Annotated in this window: 16 protein-coding genes; 7 read left to right on the forward strand and 9 right to left on the reverse strand. The window is 63.6% G+C overall.

Annotated features, from left to right (window positions below):
• Positions 1–35 precede the first annotated feature (35 nt).
• Positions 36–599, reverse strand: a complete 564-nt coding sequence (locus tag BQ8794_RS19815; protein WP_244555037.1) for a GNAT family N-acetyltransferase — start codon at positions 597–599, stop codon at positions 36–38.
• Positions 600–864: 265 nt separating this feature from the next.
• On the reverse strand, positions 865–1,998 hold the full coding sequence (gene odc2, locus BQ8794_RS19820; protein WP_077380324.1) for an ornithine/lysine decarboxylase: 1,134 nt from the start codon (positions 1,996–1,998) through the stop codon (positions 865–867).
• Between the two features lie 545 nt (positions 1,999–2,543).
• Here odc2 and BQ8794_RS19825 point away from each other — a divergent pair.
• The 4 genes from BQ8794_RS19825 (at position 2,544) to BQ8794_RS19840 (ending at position 6,544) form a co-directional block, all read left to right on the forward strand.
• Positions 2,544–3,743 carry an amidase gene (locus tag BQ8794_RS19825; protein WP_077380446.1) on the forward strand — a complete coding sequence of 400 codons (1,200 nt, stop codon included), beginning with the start codon at positions 2,544–2,546 and terminating at the stop codon, positions 3,741–3,743.
• 1 nt (position 3,744) lies between these two features.
• Positions 3,745–4,644, forward strand: a complete 900-nt coding sequence (locus tag BQ8794_RS19830) for a LysR family transcriptional regulator (RefSeq protein WP_077380325.1) — start codon at positions 3,745–3,747, stop codon at positions 4,642–4,644.
• Between the two features lie 84 nt (positions 4,645–4,728).
• Entirely contained in the window at positions 4,729–5,397 is a 669-nt protein-coding gene (locus tag BQ8794_RS19835) for a DUF1007 family protein (RefSeq protein WP_077380326.1), read from the forward strand.
• Between the two features lie 4 nt (positions 5,398–5,401).
• Positions 5,402–6,544, forward strand: coding sequence for a nickel/cobalt transporter (locus tag BQ8794_RS19840; RefSeq protein ID WP_425293554.1), 1,143 nt, complete (start codon positions 5,402–5,404; stop codon positions 6,542–6,544).
• Between the two features lie 261 nt (positions 6,545–6,805).
• Here BQ8794_RS19840 and denD read toward each other — a convergent pair whose 3' ends face one another.
• From denD to BQ8794_RS19860, 4 genes are all read right to left on the reverse strand, one after another.
• Complete coding sequence (gene denD, locus BQ8794_RS19845) at positions 6,806–7,777, reverse strand: D-erythronate dehydrogenase (protein ID WP_077380327.1); 972 nt, start codon at positions 7,775–7,777, stop codon at positions 6,806–6,808.
• Between the two features lies 1 nt (position 7,778).
• Positions 7,779–7,985: a hypothetical protein gene (locus BQ8794_RS19850; protein WP_027153224.1), complete on the reverse strand. Its 207-nt coding sequence runs from the start codon at positions 7,983–7,985 to the stop codon at positions 7,779–7,781.
• A 63-nt stretch (positions 7,986–8,048) separates the two neighbouring features.
• The gene (locus BQ8794_RS19855) at positions 8,049–9,026 is read right to left on the reverse strand and encodes a cation diffusion facilitator family transporter (protein WP_077380328.1); all 978 of its coding nucleotides are present in this window, start codon (positions 9,024–9,026) and stop codon (positions 8,049–8,051) included.
• 171 nt (positions 9,027–9,197) lie between these two features.
• Positions 9,198–9,884 (reverse strand): GNAT family N-acetyltransferase, encoded by a 687-nt coding sequence (locus BQ8794_RS19860; RefSeq protein ID WP_077380448.1) that lies wholly within the window; start codon positions 9,882–9,884, stop codon positions 9,198–9,200.
• A gap of 83 nt (positions 9,885–9,967) precedes the next feature.
• On the opposite strand from BQ8794_RS19860, the gene BQ8794_RS19865 reads away from it, so the two are divergent.
• Together BQ8794_RS19865 and BQ8794_RS19870 are read left to right on the forward strand one after the other, a co-directional pair.
• Positions 9,968–11,152 carry a pyridoxal phosphate-dependent aminotransferase gene (locus tag BQ8794_RS19865; RefSeq protein ID WP_077380329.1) on the forward strand — a complete coding sequence of 395 codons (1,185 nt, stop codon included), beginning with the start codon at positions 9,968–9,970 and terminating at the stop codon, positions 11,150–11,152.
• A 34-nt stretch (positions 11,153–11,186) separates the two neighbouring features.
• A complete protein-coding gene (locus tag BQ8794_RS19870; RefSeq protein WP_077380330.1) occupies positions 11,187–11,567 on the forward strand; it encodes a YciI family protein in 381 nt (126 codons plus the stop codon).
• Between the two features lie 111 nt (positions 11,568–11,678).
• Here the strand turns inward: BQ8794_RS19870 and BQ8794_RS19875 are convergent, their stop codons facing one another.
• The 3 genes from BQ8794_RS19875 to trhO form a co-directional block, all read right to left on the reverse strand.
• Positions 11,679–12,434 carry an SDR family oxidoreductase gene (locus BQ8794_RS19875; RefSeq protein ID WP_077380331.1) on the reverse strand — a complete coding sequence of 252 codons (756 nt, stop codon included), beginning with the start codon at positions 12,432–12,434 and terminating at the stop codon, positions 11,679–11,681.
• A gap of 278 nt (positions 12,435–12,712) precedes the next feature.
• Positions 12,713–13,480 (reverse strand): tellurite resistance TerB family protein, encoded by a 768-nt coding sequence (locus BQ8794_RS19880; protein ID WP_077380332.1) that lies wholly within the window; start codon positions 13,478–13,480, stop codon positions 12,713–12,715.
• A gap of 245 nt (positions 13,481–13,725) precedes the next feature.
• Positions 13,726–14,649 (reverse strand): oxygen-dependent tRNA uridine(34) hydroxylase TrhO, encoded by a 924-nt coding sequence (gene trhO, locus BQ8794_RS19885; protein ID WP_167378791.1) that lies wholly within the window; start codon positions 14,647–14,649, stop codon positions 13,726–13,728.
• 191 nt (positions 14,650–14,840) lie between these two features.
• Between trhO and BQ8794_RS19890 the strand changes: the two genes are divergently transcribed.
• The gene (locus BQ8794_RS19890; protein ID WP_077380333.1) at positions 14,841–15,479 is read left to right on the forward strand and encodes a 2-dehydro-3-deoxy-phosphogluconate aldolase; all 639 of its coding nucleotides are present in this window, start codon (positions 14,841–14,843) and stop codon (positions 15,477–15,479) included.
• The last annotated feature ends 118 nt before the right edge of the window (positions 15,480–15,597 follow it).

The raw sequence follows: 15,597 nt of genomic DNA on the forward strand, positions 1-15,597 counted from the left end.
CCGCCGCCCGATGGCAGCGGCTTGTTTCCGATCCGTCAGGCTGCCAGCGGCAGCCGCTGTGCCTTCAGCTTGCGCCCAGCCGCCTTCAGCGTGCCCTGCGCGCCGGCGAGCACGCCTTCCACCAGTTCCAGCGCCAGCAGGCGGTGCCGCTCATAAGGTCCCGGCATGGCCAGCGAGCCGGATTTTTCGGCCGAGAACCCGAAGCGTTCGTAATAGGGCGCATCGCCGACCAGCAGGATCGCCGCATGGCCGAGGCGCGCGGCTTCAGTGATTGCAAGGCGCATCAGCGCCGAGCCGATGCCGGCATTCTTGATTGTGGGATCGACGGCGAGCGGGCCAAGCAGAAGGGCTGACCTACCGCCCTCGCCCAGCACGACATCCCACAGCCGCACGGTGCCAGTGACCGCGCCCGACGCGTCGCGTGCGACAAAGGCCAGGCCTTCCGAAGGCCGGCGGCCGCGCCGCAGCTTTTCCGACGATTTTCTCCGGCGCTTCGGCCCCATGGCGCGATCGAGCAAGGCTTCTCGCGCCGGGACGTCGGCGGCGGTTTCGGCGGTGATGACGAAAGCGCTGGCAATCTCCCCCCTTGAGGGGGAGATGTCGCCGAAGGCGACAGAGGGGGTCGCCGCGCGTGAAGCGCCGGCCCCACACAGTTCAAGAGAGGTCGCGGCAGCCGAACCGACCCCCTCTGGCCTGCCGGCCATCTCCCCCTCAAGGGGGGAGATCGGCCAATGCGCAGCGCCTTCAACGATGAAATCCACAATTTCCATCTCCGCGATCCTTCACGAGCGGATTGTTCCACAGGCGAGCCCGGGCGGGCGACAGGCGCCCGCGCCGGATGATCTGATCGGCTCTTGCGAGCCGTCAGATCACGTAGGATCGGAGAGGCTCGAAGCCGTTGAAGGCGACCGAGGCGTAGGTCGTCGTGTAGGCGCCTGTGCCCTCGATCAGCACCTCGTCGCCGATGGTCAGCGACAGGGGCAGCGGATATGGCGTCTTCTCGTACATCACGTCGGCCGAATCGCAGGTCGGGCCGGCGAGCACGCACGGCGCGGTCTCGGTGCCGTCATGCGCGGTGACGATCGGGTAGCGGATCGCCTCGTCCATCGTCTCGGCGAGACCGCCGAACTTGCCAATGTCGAGGAACACCCAGCGCACATTGTCGTTGTCGGCCTTCTTCGAGATCAGCACGACTTCCGACTTGATGACGCCAGCATTGCCGACCATGCCGCGGCCCGGTTCGATGATGGTTTCGGGAATCGCGTTGCCGAAATGCTTGCGCAGCGCCGAGAAGATCGCCTGGCCATAGGCCTGTGCCACCGGCACATCCCTGAGGTAACGGGTCGGGAAACCGCCGCCCATGTTGACCATCTTGAGCACAATGCCTTCCTCGGCGAGCGTAGCGAACACCTTTTTGGCGTCGCCGAGCGCGCGGTCCCAGGCGGTCAGGTCGGTCTGCTGCGAGCCGACATGGAACGACACGCCATAGGCGTCGAGCCCGAGCGCCCTCGCATGGCGCAGCACGTCGACCGCCATCGCCGGCACGCAACCGAACTTGCGCGACAGCGGCCATTCGGCGCCTTCGCCGTCGGTCAGCACGCGGCAGAACACACGGGCGCCGGGTGCAACGCGGGCGATTTTCTCGACCTCCTCGACGCAGTCCACCGCGAACAGCCGGATGCCGAGTTGATAGGCGCGCTGGATGTCGCGCTCCTTCTTGATGGTGTTGCCGAAGGAGATGCGGTCCGCCGGCGCGCCGGCGTCCATCGCCATCTCGACTTCGGCAACGGAAGCGGTGTCGAAGGACGAGCCCATCGCCGCAAGCAGGCGCAGGATTTCCGGCGCCGGGTTTGCTTTCACCGCATAGTAGATTTTCGAATCGGGAAGCGCCTTCTCGAAGGCGCGGAAATTATCGCGCACGACGTCGAGATCGACGACGAGGCAAGGGCCGTTCGGACGTCGGGTGGCGAGGAAGTCAAGGATGCGCTGGGTAGCCATCGGGGTCTCTCCATCGGCGCCTTTCGGCGCGCACAAAGGCTGCGGGACGCGGGTCATCGACCTCGCGAACACGCGGTGGACAAAGGCGGGACGTCGATCCATGGAACCAGCCGGTGGAGACCCCGGAACCATGAAGCGCCGTCTCGCGGCGGTGAACCTTGGCCTTGCCCGGCCTCGGTTCGCTTTGTCTGCCTTGGCTTGGATTGGGAGAACCCGTTCCGCACTGCCGGCAATGAAGGTGTGCCTCTTCAGTAACCCCGGTCTTTGGACGACCGGCAGAACACCAGAAAGGCCCGCACCGTCGTTGCTTCAAGGTGTCCTCGGTCTGGCGGTTGGCCGCTAAACCGACTGGAGGGGTTAGCTCCAGTTACCTTACCGATATCCCTCACCATTTTGAGGATCGGCGGACACCCACAGGCACGTGCGACTTTGGGCAAGCGCGATATAAGATCGATGGATTTCACAATCAATAAAAATCGTACGTCAGGTTGTAAAATTCCTGGCGTCGAACAATGTTGCAACAACTGTATCCGGATCTCGAACGCATGGCAGGCACTCGCGGCCCTCTGAACGCTTTTCTCGACCTCGACGGTATACCTGTATCCAATGCGCAATCCGGCCCGCTTGCCGGCCTGCGGCTGGCCGTCAAGGATATTTACGACGTCGCCGGCTACCGCACCGGCTGCGGCAATCCGCAAAAATACCAGAAGGCTTCACCCGCCTCGGCGACAGCGCCGGCCGTCCAGGCGCTGCTTGATTCGGGCGCGCGCTTCGTCGGCAAGACGCAGACCGACGAACTGGCCTTCTCGCTGATGGGGCTGAACGCGCATTTCCCGTCGCCGGTCAATCCGGCAGCACCTGATCGCGTCACCGGCGGCTCGTCCTCCGGTTCCGCGGCCGCGGTCGCCGGCGGGCTGGCCGACATCGCCGCCGGATCCGATACCGGCGGCTCGATCCGCGCCCCGGCAAGCTTTTGTGGGCTGATCGGGCTGAGGACCACGCATGGCCGCATCTCGCTCGAAGGCGCCATGCCGCTGGCCCCTTCACTGGACATTTTCGGCTGGTTCGCCAGGGACATGGTCACCTACGAAAAGGTCGGCGCGGTGCTGCTCGGCGACGATCTGCACAACCACGAATTGCAGCGTCCCCTCGCCCTGGATGCGCTGGACGGGCTCGTGCTCGGCCCGCCGGAAGCCGACGAGTATCGCGCCATGGTCCGCACTGTCGCATCGGTGCTGGGCGCGCCGCGCACCCTTGCCCCGCTGTCGCATTCCACCGACGATCTCTATTGGTGCTTCCGCAAACTGCAGGGCTACGAGGCGTGGCAAAATCATGGTGCCTGGATCGCCGGCGGGGATCGGATGCTCGGCCCCGGCGTTAAGGAGCGCTTCGAGCATGGCGCAACAATCGACGCGGCAACCGCACAATTTGAAACGGAACGTCGCGTTTCGTTTCGTGTTGAGCTTGCCGAACTGCTTGGCGATGACGGTGTTATTGTGCTGCCGACCGCTCCAGGTGCCGCCCCGCTCAAGGCCGCCTCATTCGACGATTTGCAGACCTATCGCGAACGCGCGCTAAGATTGTTGTGTCTTTCCGGCCTATCCGGCTTTCCGCAGGTCACCCTGCCGCTTGGCCTGGTTGACGGCGCCCCCTTCGGCCTGTCGCTGCTCGGACCGAAAAACAGCGACCGGCAGCTGATGGCGCTTGCCGCGCGCATCCTTTCAGCCCACCAAAGGAGCGCATGACATGGATACGCTGACCCGCATGCGCGCCTTCATCGACGTCGTCGAGGCCGAAGGATTTTCGGCAGCGGCGCGCAAGATCGGCCGCTCCAAGGCGCTGCTGTCGAAATATGTGCGCGAATTGGAGGACGAGCTCGGCGCGCTGCTGCTCAACCGCACCACCAGGCAGTTCTCGCTGACCGAGGCCGGCCACACCTATTACCGCCGCGCCTCGGAAATCGTCCGCGAGGTCGACAGCCTGGCCGATGCGGTGCGTGAATCCTCCGGCGACGTGCGCGGCAGGATCAAGCTGTCGGCGCCGCGCACCTTTGCCGATGCGCCGATCGGCCAATCGTTGATCGACTTCGCCAAACAGCATCCCGACATCGTGCTCGACATTCATCTCGACGACCGCTTCGTCGATCTGGTCGAGGAAGGTTTCGATCTCGCTGTGCGCATTTCGCGGCTGGAAAGCTCCTCGCTGATCGCCAGGCGCCTGGCGCCGTTCTCGGTGCGGCTCTGCGCATCGCCCGAGCTGATCGCCAGGCACGGCATGCCGGCGCGGCCGCAGGACCTTGGCCGCATGCCCTGCATCATCGACACCAATGGCCGCTGGCTGACCAACTGGCCGTTCAAGGGCGACAGCGGCGACACAGTGACCGTTTCGGTCTCCGGTCCGATCGAGGTCAACAGTCCGATGGCGGCAAGGGCGGCCGCCGTGGCGGGATTGGGATTTTCCGTCCTGCCGGATTTCATCGCCGCGCCCGATATCGAAAGTGGCCGGCTGGTGACCGCGCTGGATGACCGCATCCTGCCGGGTGGCGGCATTTTCGCCGTCTATCCGCACCGGCGCTATTTGCCTGCGAAAGTTCGCGTCTTTGTCGATTTCCTGGTGCAGTGGTTCAAGACGATTGACAATGCATGAGCTTTTGGCCGCCGCGGGGTCCCATTTTCGCCCGCTTTCTGGTAACTCTCGATATTTCCGAAGCTGATGGAATCGCGACCCAGAATGCATCCTAAACGTCAAGCAATCATGATGGCTTCGGCCATGGCGGCGACATTTGCCACGGTCGGGCCAGCCGACGTGCATCCCCACGTGTTTGCCGAGGCTCGCCTTGAAGTGATCCTCAGCCCGGATCACCAAACTGTGAAGGCCTTGCGCCATGTCTGGCGCTTCGACGATTTGTTTTCGAGCACGGTGATGATGGAGTTCGACAAGAATTCCGACCTGAAGCTCGATGACGCGGAGCTGAAGGCAGTCGCCGATACCGTCCATGCTTCGCTGGCGGAGTTCAATTACTTCCAGCTCGTCACCGTCGACGGCAAGGATGAGGCGATGAGCCCGCCGCCGCAGCTGATGGCGAATTTCGACAACGACCAGCTCATTATCCTGTTCGAATCCGAACCTAAGGCGCCGACCAGGTTGGCCGGCAAGATCGATATCGGCGTCTATGACCCGACCTTCTACACGGCAATCGACTTCACCGAGGATGCCAATCTGCAGGTCGCCGGCTTGCCGTCGACGTGCACGAGCAAGGTCGTTCGTCCGAACCCCGACGAGGCGATCGCCGAGAACCAGAAGACCCTGACGGACGCCTTCTTCAACGATCCGACAGGCACCGATATGAGCAAGATCTTTGCGACCAAGCTTGAACTGAACTGTCAGCCAGAAGGATAATCCGGTGACCAAACCGTCCCTGCGTTTGGCTTTCGGCGTTTTGGCCGCCGCCCTTGTGATGACGCACGTCCTCGGCTCCGCCCACGCCCAGAGCTCGCTCGGCATCGGCACCAATGACGGGATGGCTCCCACCACCGGCCCGTTCGCCCAAATCCTGATGTGGATCAATCTGCGTCAGCAGGAATTCTACCGCGCGCTTGCCGGTGCGATGAAGGCGATGCGTGAGGACGGCAGCAAGCTGTGGCTGCTTATCGGCCTGTCCTTCGCCTACGGCATCTTCCATGCCGCCGGCCCCGGTCACGGCAAGGCGGTGATCTCGTCCTACATGGTCGCGAACGAAGTCGCGCTCAGGCGCGGCATCATGCTGTCCTTCGTCTCGGCCCTGTTGCAGGCGCTGACGGCGATCCTGGTGATGATGCTCGCCTACTTCGTCCTGCGCGGCACCACCATATCGATGACCGACGCGGCATGGTTCCTCGAAGTCACGAGTTTTGTCTTCGTCACCCTGTTCGGCGCCTGGCTTTTGTGGCGCAAGGCCGGCCCTGCCATCCTTCGCCTGTTCGGCGCGAACCCTGCCTACAGCCTTTCGGCGGCCCATGCCGGCCATTCGCAAACAGCCCATCCTGCACATGCGCATTCAGTGCATGCGCTTCACGCACATGGCCATGACGGCCACGATAATCATGATCATGGCGCACACGACCATCACCATGACCATGGCGGGCACGATGACCATGGCGGGCACCATCACCATGCGGCGGGCGAAGTCTGCGAGACGTGCGGACATTCACACGCGCCCGACCCGGCGCTGCTTGCCGGCGACCGCTTCGACTGGCGCACCGCCTGGTCGGCGGTGGCTGCGGTCGGCATCCGCCCCTGCTCGGGCGCGCTGATCGTGCTGAGCTTTGCCGCGCTCAACGGGCTGTGGTTCGCCGGCATCCTGTCGGTGCTGGCGATGGCGCTCGGCACCGCGATCACCGTCTCGATCCTGGCGACGCTGGCGGTGACGGCCAAGAACTGGGCGGTGTATTTCGCTGGCGACGGCCGCATGGGCAACCGCATCCATTCAATCGTCGAGATCGGCGGCGCCGCCTTCGTCTTTTTGTTCGGGTTGCTGTTGTTGTCGGCGAGCCTGACTGGCGGATAGCGTCTCGATCGGACGCGCAGGCGCCGCCCCTCATCGCCCTGCTGGGCACTTCTCCACGTATAGTGATGGGGAGAAGTGGCTGACCGCAACGCCGGCGCTGTTTTTGCAGCGCTGGTGATTGGCGAAACCGTCGATGAGAGCGCCCCTCGCCCCGTTTGCGGGGAGAGGATGCCGGCAGCCAGGTGAGGGGCAGCGCCGAGGTCGACAATTGGCGTAGTGCCGGAAGGCGGCAGCCCACAGTGACCTGAAAATCAACGCAAGTTAGATCTTCCCGTCCAGCTCGTCCTCAATATGGACCCGGATGATGTCGTCGAAGCTGGTTTCGGCGGCAAAGCCAAGCTCCCTCGATCGTCGCGCCTCGAACCGCGTCGGCCAGCCCTTGACGATCGCCCAGATCGTTTCGTCGGGCTCCTCGCGGATCAGGTTCACCGCCTTGGCGCCGGCAATGCGTTGCAAGGCCTCGATCTGCTCGCCGACCGTGACGGCGACACCGGGCATCGTCAGATTGCGGCGCGGCCCGACGGCGCTGCCGTCGATCGCTGCTGCGTGGATCAAGAAATTCACCGCCGAGCGCGGGCTGGCGTGGGTGTGCACGACAGAGCGCGGCACGGGCAATATTGCTTCCTGGCCGTTCAACGGCTCGCGGATGATGCCGGAGAAAAAGCCCGAAGCCGCCTTGTTGGGCTTGCCCGGCCTGACGCAGATGGTCGGCAGCCTGATGCCGACGCCGTCGAAGAAGCCGCGCCGCGTATAATCGGCGAGCAGCGCTTCGCCCATCAGCTTCTGCGTGCCGTAGGAGGTCAATGGCGTCGGGTGGAATTCGTCGGGGATGATGTCCGGAAACGGTGCGCCGAAAACGGCGATCGACGAGGTGAAGACGACGCGCGGCGCAAACCCCGCCAGTCTTACGGCATCGAACAGCGCCCTTGTGCCGTCGAGATTGACGCGATAGCCGAGATCGAAATTGGCTTCCGCCTCGCCCGACACGACGCCGGCGAGATGGAAGATCACGTCTGGGCGCGACGCGACCAGCCGTTCCATCGCGCTCGCCGCGGCGAGATCGCCTGTATGGATGGTGACGTCGACGCCATCCAGCGTCGGCGCCTGCGGCGGCACGATATCGTGAAGGTCGAGCGCGGCGATCTTGCGGCCGCTGAGCGTTCCATCCTTCGCCAGCCGGGCGATGAGCTTGCGGCCGACCATGCCTGCCGCGCCGGTAATCAAAACACGCATATCAATGATCCTTTTTGCGCTGACTGCGGCCACGCAGCCAAAACACGACGAAAATGGCCACCATGAAGACAGCGGCAATAATAGCGGCAAGAATGGTCGAGACGCGGCCGACCGCCAGCATCACGGTTGGCAAATAGTAGGCGGCGATGCCGAACAGCAGCAGCACCCAGAGTGCGCCTATCGCCGCATTGCGCGTGTCGCGATCCATCACGCGGCCCGGACACGGCGGGAATTCATCAACTTCGTTACCAATGCCTTGGAACTCCTAGAGTCAGTGATAGTGGCGATGATGCGGAGCCGCATCATGCGCATGGTCGTGCTCGCCATCGTGCTTATCATCGGCGCAATGGCCGAATTCCGGTTCTACGGTGGCGTGGGCAATGCCATGCGCGGCAAGCCGCTTCTTGATGGCGCTGACCGCTTTGTGGGCATCGACGCCATCGTTGAGGCAAGCATGCAAGGTCGCCATGTTGCTTGACCCGTCAAGCGACCAGACATGCATGTGATGCACCTCGCGCACGCCGTTCACCGTCCCTTCTATGTCCCTGGCGATCAAGTCGCGATCGAGGCTCGCCGGCACGCCTTCGAGCAGGACATGGGCCGCTTCGCGCATCAGCGACCAGGCGGTGGACAGGATCAGCAGCGAGACAAGGACGGACAGGATCGGATCGATAGGCGTCCAGCCCGTTGCCAGAATGATCAGCGCAGCGATGATCGCCGCCGCCGAGCCAAGCAGATCGCCGAGCACGTGCAGGATGGCACCGCGCATGTTCAGGCTGTCGCGGTCGCCGCCATGCAGCACGAAGAAGCAGCCGATATTGACCAGCATACCGGCGATCGCAACGACCAGCATCGGCCCGCCGAGCACGGGCGCAGGCGTCAGCAGGCGTCCCCAGGCCTCATAGATGATCCACAGCGCAATGGCGAAGATGGCGATGCCGTTGGTATAGGCGACCAGCGTCTTGACCCGGCCGAAACCGTAGGTGAGGCGAACCGTGGCCGGCCGGCCAGCCAGATGAAAAGCATACCAGGCAAGGCCGAGAGCGATACAGTCGGCCAGCATGTGGCCGGCATCCGCCAGTAGCGCCAGCGATCCCGTCAAGAGACCGCCAAGCGCTTCCACGACCATGAAGCCGGCGGTCAGGCAGGCGGCGATCAGCACCCGTTTCTTGTCGGTCGAGCCGTGCACATGACCGGCGCCGTGGCTGCGGTCATGCCCTTGCGAACCATGGTCGTGGGTATGCGCCACCTGCGAACTCCTGTCAGAGCTGATCCATCCCGGCAGAATCGGACGGAGGCTCTGTCTTCCTGTTTGACCATGATCTTGCCCGAAAACCGGCCTCCACTTTTCGGGATCATGGTCCTCCTTGTTTGACCATGATCTTACCCGAAAACCGGCTTCCACTTTTCGGGATCATGGTCAGGCGCCGAACTCGGCGCGGAAATCCTCGAGCCGTCGCTTCTGCCGGCCGTCGCCGTCGAAATTGCCCGGATCGAGCCATGCCTCATAGGCTCTGCGCAGTGCCGGCCACTCCTTGTCGATGATCGAATACCACGCGGTATCGCGGTTTTCGCCCTTGACCACAAGATGCTGGCGGAAAATGCCCTCGAGCTTGAAGCCGAACCGCTCCGCCGCGCGCTTCGACGGCTCGTTGCGGTTGTTGCATTTCCATTCGTAGCGGCGATAGCCAAGCTCGTCGAAGATGTATTTCATGAACAGGAATTGCGCTTCCGTCGCCGCCGGCTTGCGCGAGATCAGCGGACCCCAATAGATGTTGCCGATCTCGATCACGCCATAGGCAGGGTCGATGCGCATCAGCGTCTGGCGTCCGGCGACCTTGCCGCTGGCCTTGTCGATGACGGTGAAGAACAGCGGGTCCTCGCTGGCTTCGGCCTTGTCCAGCCACGGCTGGAAGGCGGCGCGGGTCTGCGGCGGATAATCGGGCAGCCAAGCGAAGCGGCCGTCGACATCAGGCACCGACGACGCCTCGAACAGGCCGTCGCCATGCTTTTCGGAGCTCAGCGGCTCAAGCCTGACAGTGCGCCCCTCCAGCACCTTGCGCTCCGGCCGCGGGCGCGGTTGCCAATTCTTGAGATTTTCCGACACCCAAAGCTCCAATCCGTTTGACTTTTGCGAAAGGACGCTCACAAAAACGCTCGCTCGGTGAAAGAACCACAGGGACGGGAAAAATGCTCCACACGATTTCGGCCTTCGATCGCCTCGGCGAGGAAAACGCCTTTGCGGTGCTGGCTCGTGCCACCGCGCTCGCCCATCAGGGCCGCGATATCGTCAATCTCGGCATCGGCCAGCCCGACTTCAAGACGCCGCAGCACATCGTCGAGGCGGCGATCAAGGCGCTGCGTGACGGCCACCACGGCTATACGCCGGCTAACGGCCTGCTGGCGACACGCGAAGCGGTGGTGCGCCGCACGCTGACCACAACCGGCGTCGAGGTGTCGCCCGAGGCGGTGATGATCCTGCCCGGCGGCAAGCCGACCATGTTCGCCGCGATCCTGATGTTCGGCGAACCGGGCGCTGAAATCCTCTATCCCGATCCGGGCTTTCCCATCTATCGCTCGATGATCGAGTTCACCGGTGCTGCTCCGATACCGGTGCCGATGCGCGAGGAGAACGGCTTTGCCTTCTCGGCGCAGGAGACGCTGGCGCTGATCACGCCGAAGACCAGGCTGCTCATCCTCAACTCGCCGGCCAACCCGACCGGCGGGGTCACCCCCCGCGCCGAGATCGAGAAGCTGGTCAAGGGGCTGGAAGCGCACCCGGACGTCGCCATCCTCTCCGACGAGATCTACGACGTGATGACTTATGACGGCGAGACGCACTGCTCGCTGCTCAATTTCCCCGAAATCCGCGACCGGCTGATCGTGCTCAACGGCTGGTCGAAGACCTGGGCGATGACCGGCTGGCGCATGGGCTGGTCGATCTGGCCAAACGGCGACAAGGGCGCCCACCTCTACGACAAGGTGCGCAAGCTGGCAGTCAATTGCTGGTCCTGCGTCAATGCGCCGAGCCAGTATGCCGGCATCGCCGCCATCGACGGCCCGCAGGACGACGTCGACAAGATGATGCGCGCCTTCGACCGCCGCAGGAAGGTCGTGGTCGAAGGCTTGAACGCCTTACCAGGCGTTTCCTGCATCACGCCGAAGGGCGCGTTCTATGCCTTCCCCAATGTCTCAAAAACCGGTTGGAAGGCGAAGAAGCTCGCCTCGGCTTTGCTTGAGGATGCCGGAGTGGCGCTGATCGGCGGACCTGATTTCGGCATTCTCGGCGAAGGCTATGTCAGATTGTCCTACGCCAATTCCGAGGAGAACATCCTGCGCGCGCTGGAGCGGATCAAGACGTTTCTGGCGAAGTGAGGGCGGGTACACGACCGACGAAAGGAGACGTCAGATGTTCTATGCCATCCTTGCCTATCACGTGGAAGAAGCGATCACGGCGCTGACGCCGGAGGAGGATGCGGAGCTGATGACCGACCTGCTCCAGATCCACGAACGGCTATACCGCGAAGGCGCCCTTGGCCCGGCGGCGCGGCTCGGGGCGACCCAAGACGCCTGCACCTTGCGCGGGCCGGGCGCCGGGATGGTCATTGACGGACCCTTCGCCGAGACCAAGGAGCAATTGTTGGGACTATACGTCGTCGACTGCGCCACGCGCGATGCCGCGATCGCGATTGCGCGCGACTTTCGCCGCGTCAATCCGACCGCCGTCTACGAAATCCGCCCTATTTCACTGTATCTTCCCGGCGTGCCGCTTTCGGTGACGCAGTCCTAGCCAAAATTGAACGCCGTCCGGCCGGGTCCCCGCTGCTGCGCAGCGTCCCGGCGTTCGCCGGCCTTTCATCGTACCAGTGGCACGATGAATTCGCTGACGCGAACCGGCCGCTCACCCTCGCCCGACATACGGCATCTTCGTCGCCATCACGGTCATGAACAGCACATTGGCGTCGAGCGGCAGGCTGGCCATATGGAGGACGGCATTGGCGACCTGCTGGACATCCATCACCGCTTCGGCGGCGATGGAGCCATTGGCTTGCGGTACGCCGACCGTCATCGCCTGCGCCATGTCGGTCAAGGCGTTGCCGATGTCGATCTGGCCGCAGGCGATGTCATAAGGCCGGCCGTCCAGCGCCAGCGTCTTGGTCAGCCCGGTAATGGCGTGTTTGGTCGCGGTGTAGGGCACTGAGCCCGGACGCGGCGCGTAGGCAGACACCGAGCCGTTGTTGATGATGCGGCCGCCCATCGGCCGCTGCCTGCGCATGGCGCCGAAGGCGGCGCGGGCGCACAGGAACGAGCCGGTGAGATTGACCCCGACAACTTCGTTCCACACCTCGACGGGGATCTCGTCGATCAATGTCGACTTGTAGCTTGTGCCGGCATTGTTGAAGAGCAGGTCGACACGACCGAAAGCCGCCGCCACCGTCTCGAACAGATCGTCGACCTGGTCGGCCTTGCTGATGTCGCAGGCGACCGCCAGCGCCTTGGCTTGTGTCGATCCGGCCTCAGCGATAGCCTTGTTCAGCACCGGCTTGCGGCGTCCGCAGAACACCGTATTCCAGCCGGCCCTGAGCAGCGCCGTGGCGACGGCTTTGCCGATGCCCGTACCGGCGCCGGTGACGATGGCCGTTTTGTAGTCTGTCATAACTGTCCTCCTACAGCGCCGCATACCCGCAAGGACGCTATAGCACCATGGTTTTGAGCAATTTTGAATTTGCGCATGATCGCTTGCAAAAATCGATTCCGATTTCGGGTCATGCGCTAACCGGATCCGACAAAAAGGGCGGCCATTGGCGGCCGCCCTGATCTGAACCGGCTGGGAGGAGGAAAGCCGATCCGACTGCTTAAAATCATGCGCTTCCTGGGTAAACGAGACATTAACGCGAAAGGACGTCGGATTCCCGCTCTCCGTGGCCCTGAAGCCTACCAGCGCGAATTGGCGGTTGCCTTGCCCGATCCCGGCACCTCTGGCGCCTGCTCCCCTGGCGCCGGCACTTTTGCCGCCGACACCGTCGCCTCGACATGGTCGAGCAGTGCATCGGGCAAGCTGAGGCGGCCGGCGAGCAGATCGAGATAGCCGCGTTCGGCACGTGTATTCGGATCGATGGCGAGGCGCGAGGCGGTGTAGAGCTCGAGCTTCTGGGCGTCGGTTTGGGCGCCGGCGACCAGCGTATCCAGATCGAGCGGCCTTTCCAGTTCCGACATCAGGAATTTCTCCGCGTCGGAGTCGATGCCCGCGAGGCTGAGCTTGCCGGCGATCTTTTGCCGTTCGTCGTCATCGATATGGCCGTCGGCCTTCGCCGCCGAGATCATCGCGCGCACCAGCGTCAGCGTGAATTCGTCCTCGCCTTGCGGCGCTTGCGAGGGATGAAAGCTGGTGTCGGCGGGCGGCGGCAGCAATTCCGGTTCGCCGGCAACTTGCGTTTCAGCCGGCGCCTTGCCGTTCTTGTAGTTCTGGTAGGCCTTGTAGGCGAGGCCGCCGACCACGGCCAGGCCGCCGAGCTTCACCGCAGTGCCGGTGACCTGACGGCCAGCGCCGGTTCCGAGCAGCACCGCGGCCAGCGCGCCAGCGGCCAGCGGATTGTCCTTGGCCATCTGCATCGCCTGACCCCCTTTGTCGCGCACGGTCGATCCGGTTCCGGGAATTTGCGAGCCGAGCAGATCGTTGAGGAGCTTCTTGGGATCGAACATCAATGCCTCCAGAATTGGCCGGCCGAAAGCGCCGGGCAGGTTTTCGGACGTTGAACAGGTAGGCCCCGCATATGGACATTACAATGACGGATGGGCGCTTTGCCGGTGATGGCACAAACGAGATGATGTCAGGATCTGCCTTGTCCAACGCGTTGGGCCGAAAATCGGAATCGATTTTCGGAAAGCACGATTTATGGATTCAAAGTGTTAGAGCTACTTTGTGCGTCCAAGCGGCGCACGTCGCTTCAACGTCCGATGTGCGGAGCCCTGCCTTGCGCTTCTGCAAGCTCGACCTGGCGTTGACGCTCGGCGTAGCGGGCGCGATCCTCGTCGGAACGGGCATCGAAGCAATGGGGGCATGAGATGCCGGCGGCATATTTCGACGACAGCAGGTCCTGCCCGGTCAGCGGATGCCGGCAGGCGCGGCAAAGTTCCGCCTCACCCTCGACCAGCCCGTGCGACACCGAGACGCGTTCGTCGAAGACGAAGCACTCGCCCTGCCAGAGGCTTTGCTCGGCGCGCACCTCTTCGAGATAGTTCAGGATACCGCCCTTGAGATGGAACACATCCTCGAAGCCGAGCGACTTCACATAGGCCGTTGCCTTCTCGCAGCGTATGCCGCCGGTGCAGAACATGGCCACTTTCCGGCCGACGAACTCGGCCCGATGCTGCTCGACCCAGGCCGGGAATTCGCGAAAGCTCGTTGTCGCGGGATCGACCGCTCCCTTGAAAGTGCCGATCGATACCTCGTAGGCGTTGCGCGTGTCGATGACGATCGTGTCCGCATCCGAGATCAGCGCGTTCCAGTCGGCCGGTGCGACATAGGTGCCGACGCTTGCCGCCGGATCGAGATCCCCAACGCCCATGGTGACGATCTCGCGCTTCAGCCGCACCTTCATGCGGTGAAACGGCATCTGCGCGGCGCTGCTGTACTTGACCTCGAGACCGGCTAGACCTTCGATGGATTCGAGATGATCGATGAGCGCGGCGATGTCAGCTTCGCTGCCGGCGACCGTGCCGTTGATGCCCTCATGCGCCAGCAGCAGCGTGCCCTTGATACCGCGTCCGCAGCAGAAGGCGGCGAGCGGCGCGCGCAACGCATGAAAGTCGTCGAGCCGGGCAAACCTGTAGAGCGCGGCAACGCGCAGGGGTTGATTGGGCAGTGTCATCGCGAAGCCACTAAACGCTCATGAAAGCCGATTCAAGGCCGACGCGCGGAGCAGCCTCTCCTTGGTGGCCTTGACGGGCCGGTCTGACGGACTTGCCGGCAGCGCGTGACATCGCGACACGCTTCGCTTCGTGGACAGAAATCCGGCCTTCTGCTAACCGATTGAACGGATCAATACCGGAGAGACGACAAATGCCCAGCAAGACCGAAAAGCTCCTGTCGCTCCTCAACGGCCAACCGGTTATCCCGGTGCTGAAGATCGCCAATCTCGCCGATGCCGTGCCGCTGGCGCGCGCGCTGGCGCGCGGCGGCCTGCCGGCGATCGAGATCACGCTGCGGACCGCTGATGCGCTGGAGGCGATCCGGCTTGTGGCAAGCGAGGTCGAGGACGCCATCGTCGGCGCCGGCACCATTCTGGACGCCCGCCAGTTCGGCGAGGCGGCGGCCGCCGGATCGAAGTTCATCGTCAGCCCCGGCATCACCCGCGAGCTTCTGGCGGCGGCGAAGGACAGCGACATTCCGTTGCTGCCCGGCGCCATCACGCCCGGTGAGATCATGGCCGCCCGCGAGGCAGGCTTGCGTTTCCTGAAATTCTTCCCGGCAGAACAGTCAGGCGGCATTGCCTCGCTCAAGGCATTCGCCTCGCCGCTCGCCGATGTCAAATTCTGCCCGACCGGCGGCATCACCGACAAGAACGCCGGCGACTATCTGAGCCTGCCCAACGTCATCTGCGTCGGCGGCTCCTGGGTGGCGCCGGACAATTTGGTCAAGGCCGGCAAATGGGATGAAATCGAAGCCCTGGCGCGCGCCGCGAGCAAACTCGGGCGATAGAGACAACTCTCACCCCAAGCGGACCAATGAATGCCGCGCAAAAGCGTGCAGCGGTTTTGCGATAACGACATGCATAAAAAAGCCGCGCGGGTTACCGACGCGGCTTTTTTATGGTTGG

The organism is Mesorhizobium prunaredense, from assembly GCF_900156895.1.
GTDB classification, from domain to species: Bacteria; Pseudomonadota; Alphaproteobacteria; order Rhizobiales; family Rhizobiaceae; genus Mesorhizobium; species Mesorhizobium prunaredense.